The organism is Streptomyces sp. NPDC028991 (assembly GCF_055564775.1).
On record NZ_JBVHVP010000011.1, the window covers coordinates 121,812 to 148,129 of the forward strand.

The following is a 26,318-nucleotide window of genomic DNA, read 5'->3' on the forward strand; positions in this document are numbered from 1 at the left end:
TCAGTGGATCGTGCGCCCCCGCTCGTCCGGCACCCCGGACTTGCGCAGGAAGTAGCTGTTGACCTGGTCGCGCCACTCGCGGGCGCAGCGCACCTGCTCCTCGTACCGCTCGGCCACGCGCGCGTGCCGGGCCGGGTCGACCAGGTCCGCGAGACCCGCCCACACCCGGCGGGCCTCCTCGGCCTCCTCCACGCCCTCGAAGTGGGTGTCGTAGATGTGCTGGATCACGGTCTTCCCGCTGTGCAGCACATGGTCGTAAGGGACGTGGTGGAAGAACAGCAGCAGCTCGTCGGGGCAGGTGTCCGGCGACTCGTACAGCTGTGACCAGGGCTTGGCGTACTGGGCCGCGTATCCGGTGCCGGCCGCCGCGCTGCGATCGGCTCCGACGCCGTCGCGGTCGGCGAAGTGATAGGTGCCCCAGGGGCTGTACTCGTAGCCGTCCACGCTCGGGCCGTAGTGGTGGCCGGGCTGCACCATGAAGCCGACGCCCAGCGGTGCGGTGTACTTCTCGTACGTCCGCCAGGAGCCGTCCAGCACGGCGCGCAGCCCGGCCACCAGCCGCGCCGGAGCCCCCGGATGGGTCAGCGCGATCCACTCGCCGAGGACCGCGTGCGGATCCGCCGCCGGGTTCCAGGCCAGGCGCCCGAAGGTGTAGAGGTTGGCCTGGGCGAGCGGGTGGCCGGTCCAGAACGGGTCGTCGCCCACGTTGGACACGGCCACGAGGCCGTCCGCGAGCCGCCCGGCGGCCACCTCGCCATCCGGACGGAACCGCAGCGCCTCGCTCCACATCGGGCCCAGCCAGCACACGTGCCGCTGCTGTCCGGTGTACTCCTGGGTCGCCTGCACCTCCACCGCCAGCCGGGTGCGCGGCATCGCGCCGACCAGCGGCGAGACCGGCTCGCGCACCTGGAAGTCCATCGGTCCGTGCTTGACCTGGAGCACCGCGTTCGCGGCGAACCCGCCGTCCAGCGGCGTGAAATGGTCGTACGCGGCACGGGCCCGGTCCGTCGTGCGGTCCCGCCAGTCCTGGCGGTGGTCGTAGACGAAGGCCCGCCAGTGCACGGTGCCGCCGTGCGGGGCGAGCGCGTCGGCCAGCAGGTTGGCGCCGTCCGCGTGCGTGCGGCCGTACGCGAACGGGCCCGGCCGGCCCTCCGAGTCGGCCTTCACCACGTATCCGCCGAAGTCGGGGACCGCGTCGTACACCCGCGCCGTCGTCTCCGCCCACCAGGCGCGCACCCGAGCGTCCAGCGGGTCGGCGGTGGGCAGTCCGCCGAGGACCACCGGTGCGGCGAAGGTGACCGACAGATGGGTGCGGACGCCGTAGGGCCTGAGCGCCCCGGCGATGTCCGCCACCTCACCGATCCGGTCGGTGAGCAGGTGCGCCTCGGTCTCGTGGACGTTGACGTTGTTCACGGCGACCGCGTTGATCCCGCAGGCGGCGAGCAGCCTGCCGTACGCCCGCACCCGCTCCAGATCACCGCGCGCCCGGCCGTCGGACCAGAACAGCGAGCCGCCCGCGTAGCCCCGCTCGACCTGCCCCGTCACCGGGTGCACGGCCACGTTGTCCCAGTGGTCCAGCATCCGCAGCGCCACCGCCGGGCGGTGCTCCTCGCGGGCCCGCCCGTCCCGGAACGCGTCCTCGCCGAGCCGCACCACGTGGAACAGGCCGTACAGCAGCCCGCGCCCGCCGGTCGCCGTGACGGTCGTCGTACCGCCCGCGCGGACGCGGGCGAAGCCCTCGTCGTCGCTGTCACCGGTCAGCTCCAGCACCAGGTCGGCCCGGGCCGGTTCGCGCACCACCCGGCCGCCGAACCGCTCGCACGCCGACGTCACCTCACCGCGCACCGTGTCCACGAGCGGGCCCGCCCCACGGACCAGCGTGCTGCGGCCGCCGACCGCGCGGAAGACGGCGGGCGGCAGCCAGGCGGAGTCGATGTCCATGCGGTCAGGCGACCGCTCCGCCGGTGCCGCGCGCCGCGGCGATGTAGTCGGCGCGGCCGGCCCCGTCGTAGACGGTGATGTCGACGTACGCGCCGTCCGGGATGGCGAAGTCCTTCACCGTGAGGTCGACGGTCTCCGAGGTGCCCGGCGCCGAGAAGGTGCCCAGGTCGTGGTACGAGCCGCCGGAGGAGTAGCCGACGGCCACGTAGAACGTGTCGCCGTCGTTCCTGGTGTCGTAGATCCAGAGCTTCTCGCCGTTCGGGTGGAACTCGACCTTGCCGATGAACCAGCCCGCGTCGTTCAGCTCCATCTTGACGGCGGTGCCGCCCGCGTCGTGGGCGAAGTAGGTGCCGTCGAAGGGGTCGCTGAGGCTGCCGCCGCTGCACGGGCAGGTGTCGGTGTCGCGGTAGTACGTGGAGACGCCGGGATCGGGGTCGTAGGCCTGGGCCGGTGCGGCCGTCGCGAACAGCGCCCCCGCCGCCAGCAGCGCGCCCGTGACCAGTCCCGTGAGCCGTTTGCCGATGCTCGTCCGCACGTGTTCCCCCTTTGACGAAGCGTGAGGCGCCACCCGGCGTCCGCCGATGGTGCCCGCTCATTCTGGTGCATCCGTCACGCACGGGGAATGGGGCGGCACACGGGAGTGGCGGGTTCGGGCCAGAGCCCGGACCCGCCACCCGTGTCTCATCCGCTCACGACAGCAGCTCCACCTCCGCCAGCGTGTGCTCACCGTCGAGGACCAGGCGGTACTTCTGGTACGTCCCCGGCGACTTCACCGAGAACGCCCGGGTCTGCCGGTCCCAGGCGAAGGACTCGCCGGAGCGCTCGTCCAGCGTCCGCCAGGTCGCGCCGTCGGCCGAGCCCTGGAGCTTCCAGCCCGTCGGGGCCTTCGCACCGTCCGCCGGCGAGGTCAGCGTGTACTGGACCGCCTCGGCGCCCTTCTCCGACACCGGCAGCTCCACCGAGGTCACGGCCGCCTCGGTCGCCGACGTGTCGTCGAACAGGGCGCCCTCGCCCCGGATCGCGTCCGCGCGCGGGTCCGGCACCTCGTCGTCCTTGGTGATCGACACCGGCGCCGCGTTCTTTCCGGTGCCCCACGAGGAGGGCCGCGGGCCCATGTCGAACTCCAGGACGCCGCCCTTCGCGATCATCGAGTGCGGGAGCGAAGTCGAGTTCCAGCGCTTGCCGTTGACCTTCAGGCCCTGCACGTAGACGTTCTTCGTGCTGTTCTTCGGCGCCTTGACGACCAGCTTGCGGCCGTTCTCCAGCTCGACGGTCGCCTTGGTGAACAGCGGGGAGCCGATGGCGTACTCGCCGCTGCCCATCACCAGCGGGTAGAAGCCGAGCGAGGAGAAGAGGAACCAGGCCGACTGCTCGCCGTTGTCCTCGTCGCCGTGGTAGCCCTGGCCGATGTCGCTGCCGGTGTACAGGCGGGAGAGCACCTCGCGGACGTTCTTCTGCGTCTTGTGGGGCTGCCCGGCCGCGTCGTACATGTACAGGGCGTGGTGGGCGACCTGGTTGGAGTGCCCGTACATGCCCATGCGGACGTCCCGCGCCTCGGTCATCTCGTGGATGACGCCGCCGTAGGAGCCCTTGAACTCCGGTGAGGCCGTCTCGGGGGTGGACAGGTACTCGTCGAGCTTGTCGCCGAGGCCGTCCCGGCCGCCGTACAGGTTGGCCAGGCCCCGGCTGTCCTGGGGGGCGGTGAAGGCGTAGCCCCAGCCGTTGGTCTCCGTGTAGTCGTAGCCCCACACGCGCGGGTCGTACTTCTCGGAGTCCACGCGCCAGTCGCCCGCCAGGTCCTTGCCCTGGAAGAAGCCGGCCTTCGCGTCGAACATGTTGACGTAGTCCTGGGCGCGGTTCAGGAAGTACGCGGACTCCTCCTTGTACCGCTTCTCGCCGGTCTCCGCGTAGAGCTTCTCGCCCATCTTCGCGATGCCGTAGTCGTTGAGGTAGCCCTCCAGCGCCCACGACATGCCCTCGTGCGTCTCCGTGCTGGTGTAGCCGAGGAACGGCGAGGTCGCCATGCCCTTGCGGCCCACGCCCGAGGACGGGGGCACGACGGTGGCGTTCTTGACGGCCGCGTCGTACGCCGCCTTCGCGTCGAAGTCGACGCCCTTGACGTACGCGTCGGCGAACGCCACGTCCGAGGAGGTGCCGGTCATCAGGTCCGCGTAGCCGGGGGAGGACCAGCGCGAGGTCCAGCCGCCGTCCTTGTAGTGCTGCACGAAGCCGTCGACCAGTTCACCGGCCTTGGACGGGGTCAGGAAGGAGTACGCGGGCCAGGTGGTCCGGTACGTGTCCCAGAAGCCGTTGTTGACGTAGACCTTGCCGTCCACGATCTTGGCGCCGGTCTCCGTCGGGGTGTCCTCCTTGACCGCCTTGGAGAACGGGGAGGCGTACCGGTACTCACCGTCGACCTTCTCGTGGCCCGCGTTCGGGTACAGGTACAGGCGGTAGAGGCTGGAGTACAGCGTGGTGAGCTGGTTCTGTGTGGCGCCCTCCACCTCGACCTTGCCGAGGATCCTGTCCCACTGCTGCCGGGCGTCGCGCTTGACCTTCTCGAAGGAGGCGCGCTCCGGGATCTCCTGGCGCAGGTTGTCCTTCGCCTGGTCGACGCCGATCAGAGAGGTCGCGATGCGCAGCGTCACGGTGCGGTCCCGGCCCGCGTCGAAGCGCAGGTGGCCCTTGACGCCCGCGGAGTCGCCGCCGGTGACCTTGGAGTCGAACTCGCCGTAGACGAAGAGCCGGGTGGCGCCCGTGGACAGCCCGGACTTGACGTCCGAGTAGCCGCTGAAGGTGCCCGTCTCCTTGTCCAGGGTCAGGCCGGCCTGGTCGTTGACGTTGTCGAAGATCACGCTCGCGTCGTCACCGGGGTAGGTGAAGCGCATCATCGCCGCGTGGTCGGTCGGCGCCATCTCGGCCTTCAGGCCGTTCTCGAACCGCACCCCGTAGTAGTACGGCCGGGCGGTCTCGTTCTCGTGCCGGAAGGCCAGCTCGCGGGCGTCCCGGCCGGTGTCCGGGGTGCCGGAGGCGGCGGACGGCATCACCTGGAAGGTCTGGCGGTCGCCCATCCACGGGCTCGGCTCGTGGCTCGCGCCGAACGCCTGGAGGGTGGGCAGATTGTCCGCGTTGTTGCCGCGCGCGTAGTCGTACAGCCAGCTCAGCGAACCGGCGTTGGTCACCGGGGTCCAGAAGTTGAAGCCGTGCGGCACGGCGGTCGCCGGGATGTTGTTGCCGCGGGAGAAGCCGCCGCTGGAGTTGGTGCCTCGGGTGGTCAGCGCGTAGTCGGAGAGGTGGGCCTCGGGCCGCACGGGCGCGGCCCGCTCGATCGCCACGTCGTCCAGCCAGCCGCGGAACTTCGCCGGGCCCTTGGGGGAGTCGTACGCCACCAGGATCCGGTCGACGGTCTTGCCGGCCGCGACCGAACCGATGCCCGACTGGACGCTGTTCCACTGGTTGACGTAGAGGATCTTGGCGTCGCCCTGACCGCGCGGCGTCAGCGGGAACCCGTGCTGGTCGGTGGCCTTGAGGTCGCTGAGGTAGGTGCCGTCGGTGAAGGCGAGGTCGACGGAGACGTTCGTGGCGTCGTAGTCGAGGTCGCCGTCCGCCATCGACGGGAAGATCTTGTAGGAGAGCTCCGTGCGGCGGTCGACCCTCACGTCGACGTCGAAGACCTTGTTGTACGAGTAGGCCCGGCCGTCCGCGGTGTGCCGGCCGGCGTACTTGAGGGCCCGCTTGCCGGTGAAGCCGGCGCCCGCCTTGGCGGTCGGCGAGCCGCTCGGGCCGCGGTCGACGAGGGAGAGCATGTCCTCGGGGACGGGCGTGTCGGTGGCGGCGGTGGCCAGTTGGACGTCGGCGAGCTGGAGCGCGTCGCCCGCCCCGTTGTTCTTGGTGATCTCCAGCCGGAAGTGCCGGAACTCGGCGGCCTCGGCGAGGTCGTAGGTCTTCGTCTGGAAGCGCTCGCCGAAGGACTCCCCGGAACGGGTGTCCAGCGTCTGCCAGTCCTCGCCGTCCGCCGAGCCCTTCAGCGTCCAGTCCACCGGGTCGCGTTCGTCGTGGTCGTTGGCCGAGGTGAGCGCGTATTTGGCGATCTTCGCCGGTTCGTCCAGGTCGAACTCGAGCCAGCCGGTCGGCGCGAAGGTCAGCCACTTGGTGCCCGGCTCGTTGTCGACGAGGTTCTCCTTCACCTCCCCGCCGCCCGTGTTCTCGGCGCTGGCCCGCACCCCGGTGACGTGGTCGGTCACGTTGCCCGGTATGCCGGTGCTGAATCCGCCGTCCACCCCCGACGACCGCTTGCCGCCGTCCGGGCCCGTCTCCACGGTGTTGAGCCAGTCCGGAACCGGGTCGTCCGCCTCGAAGGAGGAAGCGAACTCCCGGTCGGCCTTCGCGGGTGCCGTGGGCAGCGCCACCGCCGCCCCCTGCGAGCCCACCGCCAAAGCGAAGGCGGTCGTCACCACGACCGCCGGACCCCATCTGTGCCGAACTCTGTACTGCATGCCCTGGCCACCCTCCCTGCGCTGCGGACAACGTTGTCAATTCAATCGCGCAAGGACCAGTAGGGGTCAAGTGGCATGTGATGTCAAGGGTGTTGGATGTGGCGTTCGGGGCTTATGCCGGGGATTCTTCCGGCAAGTGGCGCACGGGCCACTCATATTTCCGGGAGGTCTCAACTCGGAAAAGACGTACCGCCAACCTTGCATTCGATCTTGCTCCGCTGGCGGGAAGTGGACTATACCTGTCGGCCACCGGGGGGTTCCGGGGGGAGCCGGGAAAAGCAACCGCCGGAGCGCCCGAACAGCAGTGTCCGGCAGCAGTACCCACACGCGGTACCAGCACGATGTATCGCACAGCAGCACCCGCACTTCCTGCACAACCCAGCGTGACCCGATCGCGGTGCCGGGGAGGATCCGGTTCACCGCCTGAGTCCTGGAGAAGGCGAGGACTTGAGCATGGGATCCACTTCCGCCGAGAACAACGGTAGGGGCGTCGGCCGCCGCGATCTGATCAAGCGGTCCGCGGCGCTCGGCCTGATCTCCGTACCGACCATGAGCTTCCTCTCCGCCTGCGCGAGCGGCGGCGGCGACGACCAGGAGAAGGCCGAGGCGGGAAAGAAGTCCGCCGAGAACCCGCTCGCGGTCAACGAGAGCGCCAAGATGGAATTCGTCCTCTTCGACGGAGGCTTCGGCAAGGAGTACGCCGAGGACGCCGTGAAGCTGTACGAGAAGGCCTTCCCGAAGGCCGAGGTGAAGTTCTCCGCCACGCAGAAGATCCAGTCCACCCTGCAGCCGCGCTTCAACGGCGGCAACCCGCCGGACCTGGTCGACAACTCCGGCGCCGAGCAGATGGACATGGGCGTCCTGGTCGGCAAGAAGCAGCTCGCCGACCTCACCCCGCTGCTGGACGCCCCCTCTTACGACGACCCGGACAAGAAGGTCCGCGACACGCTGCGGCCGGGCATCGTGGAGATGGGCCAGTTCGACGGGGACCCGGTCTGGATCCTGTACTACGCCTACACGGTCTACGGCAACTGGTACTCGCAGAAGGCCCTGGACTCGCTCGACGCGGAGTACCCCAAGACCTGGGACGAGATGCTCGCGGTCTGCGCCAAGGCCAAGAAGAAGGGCATGGCCGGCTGGACGTACGCCGGCAAGTACCCGTACTACATCCCCTTCTCGATGTCCCCGATGATCGCGAAGGTCGGAGGCCGCGAGGTACTCGACGCCATCGACAACCTGGAGCCGAACGCCTGGAAGCACCCGGCGGTCAAGACGGTCTTCGAGGCCTGGTACGAGCTGTACGAGAAGGGCTACATCCTCAAGGGCACCCCGGGCCTGGACCACATCCAGTCGCAGACCGCCTGGGCCAAGGGCGACGCCCTGTTCATCCCCAACGGCTCCTGGGTGGAGAACGAGTCGGCCAAGGTCATCCCCGCCGACTTCGACCTCGCGGTCTCCGCCCCGCCCGGTATCGACGACAGCGACAAGATGCCCTTCGGCACCATCTGGGCCTCCGGCGGCGAGCCCTTCATCGTCCCGGCCAACGCGGCCAACGGCGCCGGCGGCATGGAGCAGCTGCGCATCATGCTCAGCGAGGCGTCCTCGAAGAACTTCACTAGCAAGGTGAAGTCGCTGAGCGCCTACGACGGCGGCACCGACGGCATCGAGCTCACCCCGGGCCTCAAGTCCGGTGTCGCGGCGCTGGAACTGGCCGGCGACAACGTGGTGAACCCGCGCATGCAGGACTGGTACGTGCAGCTCCAGAAGGAGAAGATCGGCGTCGGCTGCCTGGGCGAGATGATGGCCGGCCGGCTCACCCCGGCCGAGACCATCAAGAAGATCCAGGGCTACGCCGACGACGCCGCCAAGGACTCGTCGATCAAGCACTACAAGCACCAGTGAGGACGCGTCACCAGGGCCTGTCCGGCGCCACCGTGCCGGACGGGCCCTGGCGGCGCCACCCGCGCGCAGATCGGGGTCGGTAGCAATGCAGCACGGCAAGTACCGGTTCATCGTGGGGTTCCTGGCGGCTCCCCTGGGGCTGTACGCGCTCTTCGTCATCTGGCCGTTCATCCAGTCCATCTACTACTCGTTCACGGACTGGACGGGCCTGAGTCCCCAGTTCTCGATGGTCGGCTTCGACAACTACTCGCGGATGCTCGACGACGACATCTTCTGGAAGTCGTTGCAGCACAGCGTGATGTTCGCCCTGCTGGTGCCGCTGGTCACCCTGGGCCTGGCGCTCTTCTTCGCCTTCATGATCAACGTGGGCGGACGCCGTCGCCGGGGCGGCCCGGCGATCACCGGAGTCCGCGGCTCCGGCTTCTACAAGATCGTCTACTTCTTCCCGCAGGTGCTCTCCATCGCGATCGTCGCCCTGCTGTTCCAGTTCGCGTACAACCCGGACAGCGGCGCGATCAACTCCCTGCTGCGCGGCATCGGCCTGGACTCCGTCCAGCCGCTGTGGCTCGGTGACCCGAACATCGCCCTGTGGTGCGTGATGGCGGTGCTCGTCTGGTCCACCGTCGGCTTCTTCGTGGTCCTCTTCTCCGCGGGCATGGCCTCCATCCCGGCGGAGCTGTACGAGGCCGCGCTGCTGGACGGGGCGAACCGCGCCACCACCTTCTTCAAGGTCACCCTGCCGCTGCTGTGGGACACCGTGCAGTCCGGCTGGGTCTACATGGGCATCCTCGCGCTCGGCGCCGAGTCCTTCGCGGTCGTGCAGATCATGACGACCGGGCCCGGCGGACCCGACTACTCGACCACCGTGATGGTCCTGTACGTGTACCAGAAGGCGTTCCGGGACGGTCAGGCCGCCTACGCCACCACCATCGGCGTCGCCCTGCTCGTCGTCACGCTGGCCTTCGCCGCCCTCGTGATGCGACTGGGCCGGCGCGAGCGGCTGGAGTACTGATCAATGAAGACGACCGAGACCCCCGCCCCCGTACCGGCCGAGTCCGGCGCGCCCGTCCGCAAGAGCGACGCACCGCCCAGCGGGCCCCGGAAGGGGAAGAAGGAGGGCGCCACCCTCAACGTCTTCTCCCACGGCGTCCTCGTCATCTGGGCGATCATGGTCGGCATGCCGCTGGTGTGGGCGGTGATGACCTCCTTCAAGGACGACGCCTCCATCTTCGGCTCGCCCTGGGCGCTCCCCGACAAGCTGAACTTCGACAACTGGTCGCGGGCCTGGTCCCAGGCCCACATGAGCGACTACTTCCTCAACACCGTCATGGTGGTGGGCGGCTCGCTGGTCGGCACCCTGGTGCTGGGTTCCATGGCGGCCTATGTACTGGCCCGGTTCGATTTCCCGGGCAACCGGTTCATCTATTACTTGTTCATCGCCGGCATGAGTTTCCCGATCATGCTCGCGCTGGTCCCGTTGTTCTACGTGGTGGACAACATGGGGATGCTGAACACCATCCACGGGCTGATCCTGGTCTACATCGCCTATTCGCTGCCTTTCACGGTGTTCTTCCTGACCGGCTTCTTCCGCACCCTGCCCAGCTCGGTGGCGGAGGCCGCGTTCGTGGACGGGGCCTCGCACACCCGGACGTTCTTCCAGGTCATGCTCCCGATGGCCAAGCCGGGCCTGATCAGCGTGGGAATCTTCAACTTCCTGGGGCAGTGGAACCAGTACATGCTGCCGACCGTGCTGAACACGGACCCGGACAAACACGTCCTCACCCAGGGCCTGGTACAGCTCGCGGTCAGCCAGGGCTACAAGGGCGACTGGTCGGGCCTCTTCGCCGGCCTGGTGATGGCGATGCTGCCGGTCCTGGCCGCGTACATCATCTTCCAGCGCCAGGTGGTCCAGGGGCTCACGGCGGGCGCCCTGAAGTAACACCGCCGCCCCGTGTGCGTGCCGCTCCCGGAATGCCGGGGCGGCACGCACACGTGTGTGCGGATATGTGTGGCGGGCACCCGGATGCGGTTCAACCTCTTGACGGGAGGCGACCCGAACGGCTCAGCTTAGAGTTCACTAGTTGGACATGGACGGGGCCTCATCGAAGCGGCCCCGCGCGCAGGAGGTCGTCGTGGAGACTCCCGGGTCGCAGTCGTCGCTGCACCGAGCCAACCTGGAACGGGTCGTACGAGCGGTACGGCTCGCCGGGTCGCTCACGCAGGCGGAGATCGCGAGGACGACGGGGCTGTCCGCGGCCACGGTCTCGAACATCGTCCGGGAGCTGAAGGACGGCGGAACCGTCGAGGTCACGCCCACCTCGGCGGGCGGCCGCCGGGCCCGCAGCGTCTCGCTGAGCGGGGACGCCGGCATCGTCATCGGCGTGGACTTCGGGCACACCCACCTGCGCGTCGCGGTCGGCAACCTCGCCCACCAGGTACTCGCCGAGGAGTCCGAGCCGCTGGACGTCGACGCGTCCTCCGCGCAGGGCTTCGACCGGGCGGAACAGCTGGTCGACCGGCTGATCGCGGCGACCGGCATCGACCGCGCGAAGATCGCCGGAGTGGGCCTCGGCGTGCCCGGCCCCATCGACGTGGAGTCCGGGACGCTGGGCTCGACCGCCATCCTGCCCGGCTGGGGCGGCACCCGGCCCGCCGAGGAGCTGCGGGGGCGGCTCGGCGTGCCGGTGCACGTGGACAACGACGCCAACCTCGGCGCCCTGGGCGAGCTGGTCTGGGGCAGCGGCCGGGGGGTGCGGGACCTGGCGTACATCAAGGTCGCCAGCGGCGTCGGCGCGGGACTGGTGATCAACGGCAAGATCTACCGCGGGCCCGGCGGCACCGCTGGCGAAATCGGGCATATCACACTCGACGAAGCCGGTCCCGTCTGCCGCTGCGGAAACCGGGGCTGCCTGGAGACCTTCGCCGCCGCACGCTATGTGCTCCCGTTGCTGCAGCCGAGCCACGGCACCGACCTGACGATGGAGGGCGTCGTGCGGCTGGCGCGGGACGGCGACCCGGGCTGCCGTCGGGTGATCGCCGACGTCGGCCGCCACATCGGCAGTGGAGTCGCCAACCTCTGCAACCTGCTCAACCCGAGCCGCGTCGTCCTCGGCGGGGATCTCGCCGAGGCCGGTGAGCTGGTGCTCGGCCCGATCCGGGAGTCCGTCGGCCGCTACGCGATCCCCAGTGCGGCGCGCCAACTCTCCGTTCTGCCCGGGGCACTCGGGGGCCGCGCGGAGGTGCTCGGAGCGCTCGCCCTCGCCCTCAGCGAGATGGGCGATTCGACGCTTTTGGACGGAAGTGCGACCGGCGCTCTGTCGGCGGCCACCCCTGCCTTCACTTAGAGCACGGATGGCACCGTTGTCATCTCGTTAAGGATTTACTTCTTGACGTCGCACGTGTGGCCGAGTTGACTTCCAGCCACCTCGGCCGCAACGACGCGGCCTCGTCAGGGAGGTTATGAAGTGAACACGCGTATGCGTCGTGCCGCCGTTGCCGTTGCCACCACCGCGATGGCGGTCTCGCTCGCCGCTTGCGGCAGCGCCGCGGAGTCCGACGAGAACAGCGACTCGTCGGACTCGGCCGCCAAGAAGGGCGACGACATCAAGGTCGGTCTGCTCCTGCCGGAGAACCAGACCGCCCGCTACGAGAAGTTCGACAAGCCCTTGATCGAGAAGAAGGTCAAGGAACTCACGAACGGCAAGGGCGAGGTCGTCTACGCCAACGCCAAGCAGGACGCCACGCTGCAGGCGCAGCAGGTCGACACGATGATCACCAACAAGGTCGACGTGCTGATCGTGGACGCGGTGGACTCCAAGGCCATCGCCGGCTCGATCACCAAGGCGGAGCAGGCCGACATCCCGGTCGTCGCCTACGACCGCCTGGCCGAGGGCCCGATCGACGCCTACACCTCGTTCGACAACGTGACGGTCGGCAAGACCCAGGGCGAGGCCCTGCTGAAGGCGCTGGGCGACAAGGCCAAGGACGGCCAGATCGTCATGATGAACGGGTCCTCCACCGACCCGAACGCCGCCCAGTTCAAGGAGGGCGCGATGTCCGTCCTCAAGGGCAAGGTGAACATCGGCCGCTCCTACGACACCAAGGAGTGGAAGCCGGAGAACGCCAACTCCAACATGCAGGCCGCCATCTCGGCGCTCGGCAAGGACAAGATCATCGGCGTCTACTCCGCCAACGACGGCATGGCGGGCGGCATCATCACCGCGCTGAGGCGCGCGGGCATCGCCGACATCCCGGTCACCGGCCAGGACGCCGAACTCGCGGGCGTGCAGCGCATCGTCACCGGTGAGCAGTACATGAGCGTCTACAAGTCCTACCCGCAGGAGGCCGCGGTCGCCGGTGAGATGGCCGTCGCGCTCGCCCAGGGCAAGTCGCTCGACTCCATCGCCAAGGACAAGGCCGACAGCGCCACCACCAAGGGCATCCCGACGACGCTGGTCCCGGTCGTCTCGCTGACGAAGGACAACATCAAGGAGACCGTCGTCAAGGAGGGCTTCTACACGATCGACGAGATCTGTGGCGGCAAGTACAAGGCCTCCTGCGACAAGATCGGTCTCAAGTAGGCGGTTCCCGTCTCCCGTACCGCGTGAGCGCGTACGGGACCGGCCGCACGCAGCTTCCTCCGGCGCCCCGCATTCAACAGCCCCGCAAGCTAGGCGGGGCGCCGGACGGAACACACCCCCCCCGAAAACTTCTGCACAACCTCCCGCCGGGTCAGGCGGCGAAGGAGATGGTTCACGTGTCCGCTACGCCCGTGCTGGCGTTGCGCGGGGTCTCCAAGCGATTCGGTGCCGTCCAGGCGCTCACCGACGTAGAGCTTGAGGTCCACGCCGGTGAGGTGGTCGCCCTGGTCGGCGACAACGGAGCCGGAAAGTCCACGCTGGTCAAGACGATCGCCGGCGTGCATCCCATCGATGAGGGCTCCATCGAATGGGACGGCAAGGCCGTCTCGATCAACAAGCCGCACGACGCCCAGAACCTCGGCATCGCGACCGTCTACCAGGACCTCGCGCTGTGCGACAACATCGACGTGGTCGGCAACCTCTATCTGGGCCGCGAGATCATCAAGCGCGGCGTCCTGGACGAGGTGGAGATGGAGCGCCGCTCCCGCGAGCTGCTGGACACGCTGTCCATCCGCATCCCCAGCGTCCGCATCCCGATCGCCTCGCTCTCCGGCGGACAGCGCCAGGTCGTGGCGATCGCCCGGTCGATGCTCGGCGAGCCCAAGCTGGTCATCCTCGACGAGCCCACCGCCGCCCTCGGCGTCGAGCAGACCGCACAGGTCCTCGACCTCGTGGAGCGGCTGCGCGAGCGCGGTCACGCCGTCATCCTCATCAGCCACAACATGGCCGATGTGAAGGCGGTGGCCGACAAGGTCGCCGTCCTGCGCCTCGGGCGCAACAACGGCGTCTTCGAGGTCAAGTCGACCTCGCAGGAAGAGATCATCTCCGCCATCACGGGCGCCACGGAGAACGCCGTGACCCGTCGTGCGGCGCGCACCAATGGGGAGATCAAGAAGTGAGCATCGACAAGACCTCCACATCCGCCGAGGACCACGCGGTGGAGAACCCCGACGCACCCGCCGCCGCGACCACCGTGGTCGACCCGCGGCTGCTGGTCCGCGAGCAGGGCTTCGCGGGCTACCTCGGCGAGTTCAAGCGGAAGATGAAGGCCGGCGACCTCGGGTCCATCCCGGTCGTCGTCGGTCTGCTGGTCATCTGGGCCATCTTCACCGGCCTGAACTCCAACTTCCTCACCGCGGGCAACTTCTCCGACATGTCCGTCGCCATGGTCGGCACGGGCATGATCGCCGTCGGTATCGTCTTCGTCCTGCTGCTCGGCGAGATCGACCTGTCGGTCGGCTCGGTCAGCGGTGTCGCGGGCGCCACCTTCGCCGTGCTGAACATCACGCACGGGATGAACGAGGTGCTGGCCCTGGTGCTGGCCATCCTCACCGGCACCGTGGCCGGCGCCATCCACGGCTTCTTCTTCGCCCGCATCGGCGTGCCGGCCTTCGCCGTGACCCTGGCCGGACTGCTGTTCTGGCAGGGCTTCATGCTCCAGATACTCGGCAGCAACGGCACCATCAACCTGAACAGCGACGGCATCGTCGTCAAGCTGACCAGCTACTACTTCAGCGACGTGGCCGCCGCCTACGGCCTGGCGATCGTCGTCACCGCCGGGTACTTCCTCGCCGCCTTCTTCGACAACCGCCGCCGTGAGGCCGCGGGCGTGCCGTCCCGGCCGCTGAACGAGATCATCGTCCGCACGGTGCTGCTGGCCGTCCTGGCCTTCGTCGTGGCGATCGTCTTCAACCAGTACAAGGGCCTGCCGCTGGCCGTGGTGGTCTTCCTCGGGTTCCTGCTGCTCACGGACTTCGTGCTGCGCCGCACCTCCTACGGCCGCAAGGTCTTCGCGCTCGGCGGCAGCGTCGAGGCGTCCCGCCGCGCCGGCATCAACGTGGAACTGGTCCGGATCTCGGTCTTCGCGATCGCCGGCACCTTCGCCGCGATCGGCGGCCTCTTCGTCGCGTCGAAGATCGCCTCCGCCAACCAGGGCGCGGGCACCGGTGAGTTCCTGATGAACGTCATCGCCGCGGCCGTGATCGGCGGCACGTCCCTCTTCGGCGGCCGCGGCCGCACCTGGGACGCGCTGCTCGGTGTGATGGTCATCGTCTCGATCCAGTACGGCCTCGCCCTCGAGGGCATCGCCTCGCCGGTCCAGTACATGATCACCGGTGGTGTGCTGCTGGCGACCGTCGTCATCGACGCGGTCACCCGCAAGACCCAGAAGACGGCGGGGCGCGCGTAGCCACGCCCCGCCCGTCCGGGGCGCACCACCCCGCCGCCCGCCCGAGCTGAGCCCTCGGGCGGGCGGCGGGCTGTCCGCCCGGGCTGGGCGCTCCCCGCGCGTCACCTGGGCGGACGTGTCCGTACCGGACTCCTCGCGTACGGGGCCGACGACATCCGCCGGTATGCCGTGGACGGCGGTTCACGGGGCAGTCGTAGAACGGCCCGGCGATGGGTAAAGCCGAACGCGTGACGTACGACGCACCGCCCGGACACGTTCCGCCACGGCGGAACATTAGACTCGGGCAGGCCCGGCAACAGCTCTACTGCAAGGAGGCACGGGTGCCGCTGCTGACCCGCATCACGGGACCGCGCGATCTGGACCGGCTCAGCCTGGAAGAGCTGGGCCGGCTGGCAGAGGAGATCCGCACCTTCCTCGTCGACGCCGTGTCCAAGACCGGCGGCCACCTCGGCCCCAACCTCGGCGTGGTGGAGCTCACCCTCGCCCTGCACCGGGTCTTCGACTCGCCGAAGGACAAGGTGCTCTGGGACACTGGTCACCAGTCCTACGTGCACAAGCTGCTCACCGGCCGTCAGGACTTCTCGAAGCTGAAGATGAAGGGCGGCCTGTCCGGCTACCCCTCGCAGGCGGAGTCCGAGCACGACGTCATCGAGAACAGCCACGCCTCGACCGTCCTCGGCTGGGCCGACGGCATCGCCAAGGCCAACCAGGTCCTCGACCGCGACGACCACGTCGTCGCCGTCATCGGCGACGGCGCGCTCACCGGCGGCATGGCCTGGGAGGCGCTGAACAACATCGCCGCCGCCAAGGACCGCCCCCTCGTCATCGTCGTCAACGACAACGAGCGCTCCTACGCCCCCACCATCGGCGGCCTCGCCAACCACCTGGCGACCCTGCGCACCACCGACGGCTACGAGCGCTTCCTGGCCCGCACCAAGGAGGTCCTGGAGCGCACCCCGGTCGTCGGCCGCCCGCTCTACGACACCCTGCACGGCGCCAAGAAGGGCCTGAAGGACTTCATCGCCCCGCAGGGCATGTTCGAGGACCTCGGCCTGAAGTACGTCGGACCCATCGACGGCCACGACCTGGAGGCCCTGGAGTCCGCCCTCACCCGCGCCAAGCGCTTCGGCGGCCCGGTCATCGTGCACTGCCTCACCGAGAAGGGCCGCGGCTACCAGCCCGCCCTGGCGGACGAGGCCGACCGCTTCCACGCCGTCGGCAAGATCCACCCCGACACCGGCCTGCCCATCTCCACCTCCGGCGCCGACTGGACCTCCGTCTTCGGCGACGAGATGCTCGAGCTCGGCAAGGAGCGCGAGGACGTCGTCGCCATCACCGCCGCCATGCTCCAGCCGGTCGGCCTCGACAAGTTCGCCAAGGCCTTCCCGGACCGCGTCTACGACGTCGGCATCGCCGAGCAGCACGGTGCCGTCTCCGCGGCCGGCCTCGCCCACGGGGGAGTGCACCCGGTCTTCGCCGTGTACGCCACCTTCCTCAACCGCGCCTTCGACCAGGTGCTGATGGACGTGGCCCTGCACAAGTGCGGCGTGACGTTCGTGCTGGACCGGGCCGGTGTCACCGGCACCGACGGCGCCTCCCACAACGGCATGTGGGACATGTCGATCCTCCAGGTCGTCCCCGGTCTGCGCCTGGCCGCACCGCGCGACGCCGACCAGGTGCGCGCCCAGTTGCGCGAGGCCGTCGAGGTGGACGACGCGCCGACCGTGGTGCGCTTCTCCAAGGGCGCCGTCGGCCCCGCCGTACCCGCCGTCGGCCGCGTCGGCGGCATGGACGTGCTGCGCGCCCCCGGCACCGACACGCCCGACGTGCTGCTGGTCTCCGTCGGCGCCCTGGCGCCGATGTGCCTGGAGGTCGCGGACCTGCTGAACAAGCAGGGCATCTCCACCACCGTGGTCGACCCCCGCTGGGTCAAGCCCGTCGACGAGGCCATGGCCCCGCTCGCCGAGCGCCACCGCGTCGTCGTCACCGTCGAGGACAACTCCCGCGTCGGCGGAGTCGGCTCCGCCGTCGCCCAGGCCCTGCGCGACGCGGGTGTCGACGTCCCGCTGCGCGACTTCGGCATTCCGCCGCGCTTCCTCGACCACGCCTCCCGCGCCGAGGTCCTGGCGGAGATCGGGCTGACCGCCCCCGACATCGCCCGCCAGGTCACCGGACTGGTCGCCAAGCTCGACGGCCGGTACGAGCGCACGGGCGCCGACGTGGACTCGGTGGAGGCCGCGCGCGACTGACGCGGGACCGAATGGGTCGGTCTCTCCACTCGTTGCGGTGGTGAAACCGACCCATCCGCGTGAATCCGCTCACGCCGGGGCATACGCAGTACGCCCCCCTCTCGATCATGTCGGGGACGACAAGCTCGGAGGTACCCGTGAGCAACAGCAGTCTCTTCAGGACCAAGAAGATCGAGCAGTCCATCCGGGACACCGAGGAACCGGAGCACGCGCTCAAGAAGTCCCTGTCCGCGCTGGACCTGACCGTCTTCGGCGTCGGTGTCATCATCGGCACCGGCATCTTCGTACTGACCGGCACGGTCGCCAAGAACAACGCCGGGCCCTCCGTCGCCCTGGCCTTCGTCGTCGCCGGTGTGGTCTGCGCGCTCGCCGCGCTGTGCTACGCGGAGTTCGCCTCCACGGTCCCGGTGGCCGGCTCCGCGTACACCTTCTCCTACGCCTCACTCGGTGAACTGCCCGCCTGGATCATCGGCTGGGACCTGGTCCTGGAGTTCGCGCTCGGCACGGCGGTGGTGGCCGTCGGCTGGTCGGGCTACATCCGTTCGCTGATGGACAACGCGGGCTGGCAGATGCCCGCGGCGCTCGGCGGCCGGGACGGCGCCGAGGGGTTCGGCTTCGACATCCTCGCCGCCGTCCTGGTGCTGGTGCTCACCGGCATCCTCGTCCTCGGCATGAAGCTGTCGGCGCGGGTCACCTCGGTCGTCGTCGCCATCAAGGTGACCGTCGTCCTCATCGTGATCATCGCGGGCGCCTTCTTCATCAAGGGCTCCAACTACGACCCCTTCGTGCCGGAGGCGCAGCCGGTGGAGGCGGGCGGGGGCCTCGACTCGCCACTGATCCAGCTGATGTTCGGGTGGGCGCCGGCCAACTTCGGCGTGATGGGCATCTTCACCGCGGCCTCGGTCGTCTTCTTCGCCTTCATCGGCTTCGACATCGTCGCCACGGCCGCCGAGGAGACCAAGAACCCGCAGCGCGACATGCCCCGCGGCATCCTCGGCTCCCTGTTCATCTGCACCGCGCTGTACGTCGCCGTGTCGATCGTCGTCACCGGCATGCAGCACTACAGCGAGCTGTCCGTCGACGCCCCGCTCGCCGACGCGTTCAAGTCCACCGGGCACCCCTTCTTCGCCGGTGTGATCAGCTTCGGCGCCGCCGTCGGCCTGACCACGGTGTGCATGATCCTGCTGCTCGGCCAGACCCGGGTGTTCTTCGCGATGAGCCGCGACGGGCTGCTGCCGCGCTTCTTCTCCCGCGTTCACCCGAAGTTCCGGACCCCGTACCGGCCGACCATCCTGCTCGGCGTGCTCATCGCGATCGTCGCCGGCTTCACCAGCCTGAGCGAACTCGCCGAGCTGGTGAACATCGGCACGCTGTTCGCGTTCGTCATCGTCGCGCTCAGCGTGATCATCCTGCGCCGGACCCGTCCCGACCTGCCGCGCGCCTTCCGCACCCCGCTGGTGCCGCTGCTGCCGATCGTGTCGGTGGGCGCCTCGCTGTGGCTGATGCTGAATCTGCCCGCCGAGACCTGGGTGCGGTTCGGCGTCTGGATGGCGATCGGCGTCGTCGTGTACTTCCTCTACAGCCGCTCCCACAGCCGCCTGGGCCGGGGCGAGGAGGCACCGGCCGGCACCCCCGGGCCCTCGGGGCCGTCAGGCGGAAGCACCCCGTAGTCCCGTCGGCTGACGCTCCGGCCCCGCGGTCCCCCTCCCGGGGCCGCGGGGCCGGACCCGTTCGCATGCGGGGGTGCGGACAGGGCGGGCGGCGTCATGCGGGCCTGACCGTCCGCGGTCCCGCCACCTCCGCGCCCAGTTCGGTCACCCGGCGGCGCAGCTCGCGGTCGGCCGTCACGACCAGGACCGGACGGTCACCGGCGGCCTCCGCGACCAGCCCGACCATGTGGTCGTCCCCGCTGCCGGGGGCCGGCTCCACCCGCACCCCGGGCACCGAGCCCACCCCGCGGGCCTCGCCCTCGACGACCAGGACGACCTCCACCGGGCCGGCACGCCCCGGCACACCGTCCGCCGCCAGCCGGTCCCGCAGCCGTTCCGCCGCCCCGCGCCGGTCGTGCCACCACCCGTCGGGTACCGACCCGACGACGTTCGCGGCGTCGACGATCACGAGCAGGGGAGCGTTGTCGTCCATGCCGTCAGGGTCCCACGGCACCGTCGCGCCGGGTCGCACCCGATCGACGCGGACCCGGTGGCCCCGCTTAGAGTGAAGCGGTGAACGGCGACTGGCTTCTCCTCGGCCGCGACGGCCGCCTCAGTGTCTACCTCCCGTCGGACGGTGCCGCCCTGTGGCGTGCCGAGCGCGCGCCCGCCGGGCCCTGGGAAGCCCCGCGCAGGATCGGCGGCGACCAGGAACTGCGCCCCGGTCTCGCGGTCGGCCGCGGCCCCGACGGCTACGGCCACCTGGTCGCCTGGCGGCCCGCCGGCACCGACCGGTCCGAACTCGTGCACACCACGCACTTCCGGCCGCTGCTCGCGCCCCTGGACTGGCAGCCGGCCGGCCACCCCAACAAGCAGGGCGACCGCACCGGGACACCGGCCGTCGCGGTCGACGCGCAGGGCCGTGCCCATGTCTTCGTCCGCAACGGAGGCGGCGGCATGAGCATGGTGGCCCAGAAGGAGAAGGGCGGCTGGGAGCCGTGGCGGGACCTGAAGGGACGCGGAGTCCGGGAGGAGCCCGCGGCCGTGACGGGGGAGTCCGGCAGGGTCGAGCTCTACGCGGCCGTCACCGGGGGTATCCGGCACTGGCGGCAGGAGCAGCCGGGTGCGCGGCCGGTGCTGGGAGAGGGCGTCGACGCGGCCGTCCGTCCGGGCACCCTGCGCGCGCTGGCGACCTCCGAGGAGTCCACCACCGTCCTGTTCACCGACGACGACACGGGTGAGCTGTGCGCCTGGCGCCCCGGCGAGAAGCCGATGCCGCTGGTGGGCGCGGCGGGCCCCGGGCCCGTCTGCGCCGTCCGCTGCTTCATCGACGGTCACGACTGCACGCTGGTCGCGCAGCGTTCGACGAGCGGCCGGGTCGCCTTCGCCGCCTACCCCTCGGAACAGGAGGCGCTCGGCGCCGCGTGGACGGAGTCGGGCCCGGAGCTGCCGGCCGACGCGGTGGTGTCGCTGGCCCTGGACGCCGACGGCCGGCTGGTGGCGGCCACGTTCTCGCCGTCCACCGGGCAGCTCCGCCTCACCCGCCGCAAGGACGAACCGGGCCTCGCGCTCGGTCCCTGGCAGTCCGTCTGACGGTCCCCCGGCGGGCCGGCCAACGAGCCATGGGGAACTGGTGAACGAACGGCATATGATGTTCCGCGTTCGAGGGTCCCTGTCCGTGACACGGCGGGCTTCAGGAAGGTGCAGCAGGCCATGCGGAGAAGGTCGGCAGGCCCCGTCGGCGCCGCCCGCCAGATCGGGCCCGGCACCGTGGAGCGGGGGCGGGGCGGTGTGTCCGGACCGGCCCGCGGCGACTGGCTCACCCTGGGCAGGGACGGCCGGCTCAGCCTCTACGTGCCCGCCGAAGGCGGTCTGGTGCGCTGGACGGAGACCGTCGCGGGCGGTCCCGACTGGAACGGGCCGCATTTCGTGCCCGTGGCGGGACTGACCCATCTGACGGTGGTGCAGGGCGCGGACACCTATGTCCACTTCCTCGGCCGCAGGGAGCGCGAGCGGGCCGACGGCGGGCCCGGCGTGGACGTCGTGCACGCGATCCAGTACCAGACGGGACTGGCCTTCACCGAGTGGCGTTCGCTCGGCAATCCGCACGGCGACCGCGAGCGCGGCCGGGAGCTGGGGCCGCCGGCCGGTGCCGTCGCGGCCGACGGCACCGTGCACGTCTTCGTGCGGAACGCGGGCGGTGGTCTGTCGCTGCGCCGCGAGTCCCCGAACGGCAAGTGGCGGGCCTGGGAGGACCTGCGGGGCGGCGGGACCGACGCCCTGCCGGCACCGGTCGCCCTGGCCGGGGGACGGCTGGAGGTCTGCGCCGCGGCCGCGTCGGGCGTCCTCGTCTGGCGCCAGACGGCGCCCGGCGGCGATTTCGCCGGCCCCCGCGGCTTCGCCCTGCGTCCGGCGCCGGGGACGGTCACCGCGCTGGAGACCGGGCCGGACCGTGTCACGTTCTTCTGGACCGACGCCGAGAGCGGCGGAGCGGCCGCGTGGCGGGAGGGCGACTGGCCCGCGGCGCTGGGCGGATCGCCGGCCGGGCAGGGGTACGCGTCCCTGCGCACGGCGGTGGACGGTTTCGACTGCGTAGTCCTCGCCCACCGGGACCGGGACGGCTCGGTGGTGCTCGGCATGGGCGGCACCGAGAACGAGGCCGGCGGTTTCTGGTGGTACGCGCTGGCCGAGTCCTGTCAGGGGGCGCCCGCTCTCGCCCGGGACGGACGCGGGCGGGTCGTGATGGCGCTGATCGGACCCGACGGCGCACCGAAGGTGGCCCGTCAGGACGACGGCGCCGGCCTGTCCTTCACCCGGTGGCAGACCCTCGGGCACTGAGCCGTTCCCGTCGCCGCCTCACCTGCGGGCCAAAGCCGCTCGTCCATGCGGTCGGGCCGGCGCGAGAACCGTTTGCGCCTACACATAGCAATTTTGCGAGCCGGAAACCATAGCGTGATGCAGCGATGGACGCCACATTAACTGACCTTGACCAGCCTTAAGGGTGACATAAGATATGGCGGGCCTGTGGCCGTGGTGAGGGGGGCTTCGCCTGCGGACAGGGGTGACGGTGAAGCCGAGGCGGTTGAGGGGACCGCGGGTGCACCAGGTAGGGGTGGGGCGTCCAGTACGGACTGTTGGTGGCCCGCTGGGCGAAATGTCTTGGTAGGAGTACGAGTTGGTGGATCACCCGCGTCTGAGCATCGTCGTGCCCTTTCAGGACGTCGATGCCTATCTCGCCGAATGCCTGGAGTCGATCGCGCGCCAGTCGTTCCGCGACTTCGAGGTGATCCTCGTCGACGACGGCTCCACCGACGGCTCCTCGCGGATCGCCGCCGACTTCTGCGCCGCGGACCCGCGCTTCCGCATGATCCGCCAGGAACCGAACGGCCCGGGTCACGCACGCAACACCGGGCTGCGCGCCATGCACCCCCAGGGCGAGTTCCTGGCCTTCGCCGACGGTGACGACGTCATCCCCGAGTACGCCTACGGACTGCTGGTCCGCACCCTGGAGGGGTCCGACTCGGACTTCGTCTCGGGCAACGTGCAGATGATGAACTCCACCAAGAAGTGGCAGTCGCCGCTGCACAAGGGCCCGATGCAGAAGAACCGGCGCGGCACCCACATCACCAGGTTCGAGGCGCTGATCTACGACCGCACGGTCTGGAACAAGATGTTCCGGCGGTCCTTCTGGGACTACCACTACATCGCGTTCCCCGAGGGCGTCATGTACGAGGACTCCTGGGTCAACATGTACGCCCACTTCCGCGCCGCCAAGGTCGACGTCATCACCGACATCGTCTACTTCTGGCGCCGGCGCGAGGGCGGGGCCGCGCCGTCGATCACCCAGCGCCACACCGAGCTGTCCAACCTGCGCGACCGGGTCGCGGCGGTGCAGTCGGTCAGCCGGTTCCTGGCCGACCGGCGCTCGCGGCAGTACGAGGAGAGCAAGCGCAAGTACGACTTCGCCTGCCTGAAGTCCGACCTCATGCTGCACCTCAAGGTGCTGCCGGACGCGGACGAGGAGTACCGGCAGTCGTTCATGCGGTGGGCCAACGAGTTCCTCGACGAGAGCGACCTCACCATCATCGACGAACTGCCCGCGGACGCCCGGGTCAAGTGGCTGCTGGTACGCGAGTGGCGGCTGCCCGAACTCCTGGAGGTCATCGAGTTCGAGCGCCGGGGCGGCCCGATGCCGGTCCAGCGGCGCTTCCACCGCTATCTGAAGTACCCCTACCTCGGTGACCGCGGTGTCGGCCTCGACAAGAAGGCGTTCCGGCTCGACAAGGAACTCTCCCTGCACGGTTCGCTCAGCGGGGCCCGCTGGAGCACCAACGGCCACCTGCTCACCCTCACCGGGACCGCTTACGTGCGCTACATCAACGTGCACAAGCGGCACATGTCGGTGAAGGCCATCGCCCTGCGGAACAAGAAGCAGGGCCGCATGGTGATCACCACGGCGAAGACCACCTACGCGCCGCAGGCCACCGAGTCCTCCAACCAGAATCGTTACTGCTACGACTGGGCCGGCTTCGAGGCCCGCATCGACACGACCCGCCTCAAGCGCAAGGGCCAGTGGGCCGAGGGCACCTGGGACGTGGCCGCCGGCGTCCTCAGCCGGGGGCTGTTCCGCTACCGCGGCATCGACCGGGGCGGGGCGGGCAGCGCCGCCAACCCCCCGTACCGGTACGTCGACAAGAACACCCGAATCCTCCCGGTCTTCCTCCAGGGCAAGCTGAAGCTGCGGGTGGAGGTCGTGCGCTGCCGGATCACCGGCCACCGCGTGGCCGGGGACCAGCTGGAGCTGCGCGGGGTGTACCTCGGCCCGAAGGTGCCCGACTGGGGCAAGCTGCGCGTCACCAGCCTGAGCGGCTCGGGCCAGCACGACGGGCGGGTGTACTTCACCCCGGGAGGCGAGGGCTGGTGCACCTTCGCGGCCAGGCTGCCCCTGCGCTCGCTGGTACCGGCCTTCCGGGCCGAAGCCCAGGCCGACACGGACATCCCGCAGTCCTGGAGCATGGGCAGCAACGGCTGGAAGACGACCCTCCACGTGGAGGGCCGCAAGACGGCCATCTATCCCGTCATGGCCGAGGAGACCCCGGACGGGCACTACCGCATGCCCGCCTCGCTGCAGACCCGCGAGGGCGACCGGGAGGTCGTCGTCCACCGCAACGGCTCGGGCTACCTCGTGGTGTTCGAGCGGGCCACCCTGCCCACCGCGACGGCGTTCGCCTGGCGCGAGGACGGTTCGCTGGAGATCCACGGGCGGTACCTGGCCGCCGACCGGCTGTCGCCCCGCGAGTACCAGGACGCGCACCTGGTGGTCCGCTCACGGGCGCACGGCGCGGAGCGCGAGGTCCGCGTCGAGTGGCACGGCAACGAGTTCCGGTGCCTGCTCAGCCCGGCCGCCATGCGGACGCTGGCCGGGGACATCCCGCTCGCGGCGGGCCGCTGGGACTTCTTCCTGCGCCGGCAGGACCTGTCGGCGGTGGCCCGCGAGGACCGCCTCGAGGACCTGATGGTGAAGACCGAGCAGGACCTCATCGCCGCCCTCCCCGAGGAGTACGGGGAGAACGAGCGCCGCTACGAGCTCCAGGCCGAGGCGTACGACCGGTTGTCCCTGCTGGTCCACTCGGCCATGCCCGACCACGCCCGCGGCCCGTACCGCCAGAAGGTGCTGCGCACCAAGGCGTATCCGGCGGCCCGGCGGCAGAGGGTGCGCCCCGCCGTCCTCTTCGACGCCTTCAAGGGCACCCAGTACTCCGACAGCCCCCGGGCGCTGCACGAGGAACTGCTCCGGCGCGGTACCGACCTCGAACACCTGTGGGTGGTCCGCGACGACCAGGTGGAGGTGCCGGCCACCGCGATCCCGATCCGCATGTGGTCGCCCGAGTGGTACGAGGCCCTCGCCACCAGCCGCTACGTCGTGGCCAACAACCACCTCCCGGACTGGTTCCAAAAGCGGGACGGCCAGCTCGTCGTCCAGACCTGGCACGGCACCCCGCTGAAGAAGATCGGCCACGACATCGAGTCCATCCACTTCGCCGACCAGCGCTACCTGGAACGGGTCGAGAAGGAGGTGCGGAACTGGGACATGCTGGTCTCGCCCAACAGCTTCTCCACCCCGATCCTCCAGCGCGCCTTCGGCTTCCCGGGCGAGATGGTGGAGTCGGGCTACCCGCGCAACGACATCCTGCGCCTGCCCGGCACCGAGCAGCGGGAGCGGGAGATCCGGCACCGGATCGGCCTGCCCGAGGGCAAACGGGTCGTGATGTACGCACCCACGTGGCGCGACGACCAGTACTACGCGCCCGGCAAGTACAAGCTGGACTTCCGCATCGACCTCGAGGACGCCCGCGCCAGGCTGGGCGCCGAGCACGTCCTCCTGGTCCGCCGCCACCCCAACGTCGTGGACCCGGTGCCGGGCGCCGGCGACGGATTCGTCTTCGACGTCTCCGACTACCCGGACATGGCCGACCTCTCCCTGATCACCGACGTGATGATCACCGACTACTCGTCCCTGATGTTCGACTACGTCAACACCGGGCGCCCGATCCTCTTCTTCACCTACGACCTGGACCACTACCGCGACACCCTGCGCGGCTTCTACTTCGACTTCGCGAGCAGCGCCCCGGGCCCCCTCCTGGACAACTCCGAGGACCTGGTGTCGGCCGTCGAGCAGATCGACCGGATCCGGGACGCCTACGCCGAGCGGTACCGCTGGTTCCAGCGCGAGTTCTGCGACCTGGACGACGGGTACGCCGCCGCGCGGCTCGCCGACCGGATGCTGGTGGCGGGCGGCGACCTCGCGCCCGGGCAGGCGCACGCACCGGCCGTCGGGACCGTGGACACCCGGCAGACCGGGCGGGCCATGACCCCCGTCCAGGGGCGGGCCGGGAACTGGTTCACCTCGCCGCGCCGGGCGGTCCGCACGGAGACCGGTCCCGCCCATGTCGTCGACGCGCTGCCCGCGCAGTCCTCCCCGGCGCACGCCACCACGCAACAGCACCCACGGCAGCAGGCGCACGTTCCGCAGCTCACGCCGGCGAGGTACGAGCAGCCGGCCGAACCGGCCGAGCAGGCACCACTCACCGGAGGCCGGACCTACGAAGGCGTGATCGTATGACGCCGACGGCACAGCCGGACGGCGGGACGACGCCCCCGGTCGCGCCGGAAAGCACCGGCGCTCCATGACCGTACCGTCGTCCGCCTCCCGGGCGCCCGGTCCGCCCGCCGCCCGCGGTGGGGGAGCCGAG

General features: G+C 70.0%; 16 protein-coding genes. 12 read left to right on the forward strand and 4 right to left on the reverse strand.

Annotated elements, in window-relative coordinates; all coding sequences use genetic code 11:
- The 3 genes from ACZ4V1_RS22145 to ACZ4V1_RS22155 form a co-directional block, all read right to left on the reverse strand.
- Positions 1 to 1,941, reverse strand: a complete 1,941-nt coding sequence (locus ACZ4V1_RS22145; RefSeq protein WP_468338714.1) for an alpha-glucuronidase — start codon at positions 1,939 to 1,941, stop codon at positions 1 to 3.
- A gap of 4 nt (positions 1,942 to 1,945) precedes the next feature.
- The gene (locus ACZ4V1_RS22150; protein WP_468338716.1) at positions 1,946 to 2,476 is read right to left on the reverse strand and encodes a hypothetical protein; all 531 of its coding nucleotides are present in this window, start codon (positions 2,474 to 2,476) and stop codon (positions 1,946 to 1,948) included.
- Positions 2,477 to 2,630: 154 nt separating this feature from the next.
- Complete coding sequence (locus tag ACZ4V1_RS22155) at positions 2,631 to 6,437, reverse strand: GH92 family glycosyl hydrolase (protein WP_468338718.1); 3,807 nt, start codon at positions 6,435 to 6,437, stop codon at positions 2,631 to 2,633.
- Positions 6,438 to 6,890: 453 nt separating this feature from the next.
- Here ACZ4V1_RS22155 and ngcE point away from each other — a divergent pair, with 453 nt between their 5' ends.
- The 9 genes from ngcE to ACZ4V1_RS22200 all read left to right on the forward strand — a co-directional run bounded on the left by ngcE (position 6,891) and on the right by ACZ4V1_RS22200 (position 19,086).
- Positions 6,891 to 8,339 carry an N-acetylglucosamine/diacetylchitobiose ABC transporter substrate-binding protein gene (gene ngcE, locus ACZ4V1_RS22160; RefSeq protein WP_468338719.1) on the forward strand — a complete coding sequence of 483 codons (1,449 nt, stop codon included), beginning with the start codon at positions 6,891 to 6,893 and terminating at the stop codon, positions 8,337 to 8,339.
- An 85-nt stretch (positions 8,340 to 8,424) separates the two neighbouring features.
- The gene (locus ACZ4V1_RS22165) at positions 8,425 to 9,351 is read left to right on the forward strand and encodes a carbohydrate ABC transporter permease (protein WP_468338721.1); all 927 of its coding nucleotides are present in this window, start codon (positions 8,425 to 8,427) and stop codon (positions 9,349 to 9,351) included.
- Positions 9,352 to 9,354: 3 nt separating this feature from the next.
- Positions 9,355 to 10,278: a carbohydrate ABC transporter permease gene (locus tag ACZ4V1_RS22170; protein ID WP_468338723.1), complete on the forward strand. Its 924-nt coding sequence runs from the start codon at positions 9,355 to 9,357 to the stop codon at positions 10,276 to 10,278.
- Between the two features lie 193 nt (positions 10,279 to 10,471).
- The gene (locus tag ACZ4V1_RS22175) at positions 10,472 to 11,683 is read left to right on the forward strand and encodes an ROK family transcriptional regulator (RefSeq protein WP_121749743.1); all 1,212 of its coding nucleotides are present in this window, start codon (positions 10,472 to 10,474) and stop codon (positions 11,681 to 11,683) included.
- 132 nt (positions 11,684 to 11,815) lie between these two features.
- Positions 11,816 to 12,919 carry an ABC transporter substrate-binding protein gene (locus ACZ4V1_RS22180; protein ID WP_468338894.1) on the forward strand — a complete coding sequence of 368 codons (1,104 nt, stop codon included), beginning with the start codon at positions 11,816 to 11,818 and terminating at the stop codon, positions 12,917 to 12,919.
- Between the two features lie 167 nt (positions 12,920 to 13,086).
- Positions 13,087 to 13,878, forward strand: a complete 792-nt coding sequence (locus ACZ4V1_RS22185; protein ID WP_468338726.1) for an ATP-binding cassette domain-containing protein — start codon at positions 13,087 to 13,089, stop codon at positions 13,876 to 13,878.
- The gene (locus ACZ4V1_RS22190) at positions 13,875 to 15,167 is read left to right on the forward strand and encodes a sugar ABC transporter permease (RefSeq protein WP_468338728.1); all 1,293 of its coding nucleotides are present in this window, start codon (positions 13,875 to 13,877) and stop codon (positions 15,165 to 15,167) included. The genes ACZ4V1_RS22185 and ACZ4V1_RS22190 overlap by 4 nt, the downstream gene beginning before the upstream one ends.
- A 320-nt stretch (positions 15,168 to 15,487) precedes the next feature.
- Positions 15,488 to 17,416 carry a 1-deoxy-D-xylulose-5-phosphate synthase gene (dxs, locus tag ACZ4V1_RS22195; protein WP_468338896.1) on the forward strand — a complete coding sequence of 643 codons (1,929 nt, stop codon included), beginning with the start codon at positions 15,488 to 15,490 and terminating at the stop codon, positions 17,414 to 17,416.
- 107 nt (positions 17,417 to 17,523) lie between these two features.
- Entirely contained in the window at positions 17,524 to 19,086 is a 1,563-nt protein-coding gene (locus tag ACZ4V1_RS22200) for an amino acid permease (RefSeq protein WP_468338730.1), read from the forward strand.
- A gap of 94 nt (positions 19,087 to 19,180) precedes the next feature.
- On the opposite strand, the gene ACZ4V1_RS22205 is transcribed toward ACZ4V1_RS22200, so the two are convergent.
- Positions 19,181 to 19,558 carry an NTP pyrophosphohydrolase gene (locus tag ACZ4V1_RS22205; protein WP_468338732.1) on the reverse strand — a complete coding sequence of 126 codons (378 nt, stop codon included), beginning with the start codon at positions 19,556 to 19,558 and terminating at the stop codon, positions 19,181 to 19,183.
- Between the two features lie 80 nt (positions 19,559 to 19,638).
- Between ACZ4V1_RS22205 and ACZ4V1_RS22210 the strand changes: the two genes are divergently transcribed.
- The 3 genes from ACZ4V1_RS22210 to ACZ4V1_RS22220 all read left to right on the forward strand — a co-directional run bounded on the left by ACZ4V1_RS22210 (position 19,639) and on the right by ACZ4V1_RS22220 (position 26,188).
- Entirely contained in the window at positions 19,639 to 20,658 is a 1,020-nt protein-coding gene (locus ACZ4V1_RS22210) for a DUF8189 domain-containing protein (RefSeq protein WP_468338734.1), read from the forward strand.
- 120 nt (positions 20,659 to 20,778) lie between these two features.
- Entirely contained in the window at positions 20,779 to 21,903 is a 1,125-nt protein-coding gene (locus ACZ4V1_RS22215) for a PLL family lectin (protein WP_468338736.1), read from the forward strand.
- A 340-nt stretch (positions 21,904 to 22,243) separates the two neighbouring features.
- Positions 22,244 to 26,188, forward strand: coding sequence for a bifunctional glycosyltransferase/CDP-glycerol:glycerophosphate glycerophosphotransferase (locus tag ACZ4V1_RS22220; RefSeq protein WP_468338738.1), 3,945 nt, complete (start codon positions 22,244 to 22,246; stop codon positions 26,186 to 26,188).
- The last annotated feature ends 130 nt before the right edge of the window (positions 26,189 to 26,318 follow it).

Excerpts from the sequence above, each read along its gene's own strand:
- ACZ4V1_RS22205 (WP_468338732.1), bottom strand. The coding sequence starts at position 19,558 with ATGGACGACAACGCTCCCCTGCTCGTGATCGTCGACGCCGCGAACGTC.
- ACZ4V1_RS22145 (WP_468338714.1), bottom strand. The coding sequence starts at position 1,941 with ATGGACATCGACTCCGCCTGGCTGCCGCCCGCCGTCTTCCGCGCGGTC.
- ACZ4V1_RS22180 (WP_468338894.1), top strand. The coding sequence starts at position 11,816 with ATGCGTCGTGCCGCCGTTGCCGTTGCCACCACCGCGATGGCGGTCTCG.
- ACZ4V1_RS22165 (WP_468338721.1), top strand. The coding sequence starts at position 8,425 with ATGCAGCACGGCAAGTACCGGTTCATCGTGGGGTTCCTGGCGGCTCCC.
- ACZ4V1_RS22170 (WP_468338723.1), top strand. The coding sequence starts at position 9,355 with ATGAAGACGACCGAGACCCCCGCCCCCGTACCGGCCGAGTCCGGCGCG.
- ACZ4V1_RS22185 (WP_468338726.1), top strand. The coding sequence starts at position 13,087 with ATGGTTCACGTGTCCGCTACGCCCGTGCTGGCGTTGCGCGGGGTCTCC.
- ACZ4V1_RS22200 (WP_468338730.1), top strand. The coding sequence starts at position 17,524 with ATGTCGGGGACGACAAGCTCGGAGGTACCCGTGAGCAACAGCAGTCTC.
- ACZ4V1_RS22155 (WP_468338718.1), bottom strand. The coding sequence starts at position 6,437 with ATGCAGTACAGAGTTCGGCACAGATGGGGTCCGGCGGTCGTGGTGACG.
- ngcE (WP_468338719.1), top strand. The coding sequence starts at position 6,891 with ATGGGATCCACTTCCGCCGAGAACAACGGTAGGGGCGTCGGCCGCCGC.
- ACZ4V1_RS22215 (WP_468338736.1), top strand. The coding sequence starts at position 20,779 with ATGCGGAGAAGGTCGGCAGGCCCCGTCGGCGCCGCCCGCCAGATCGGG.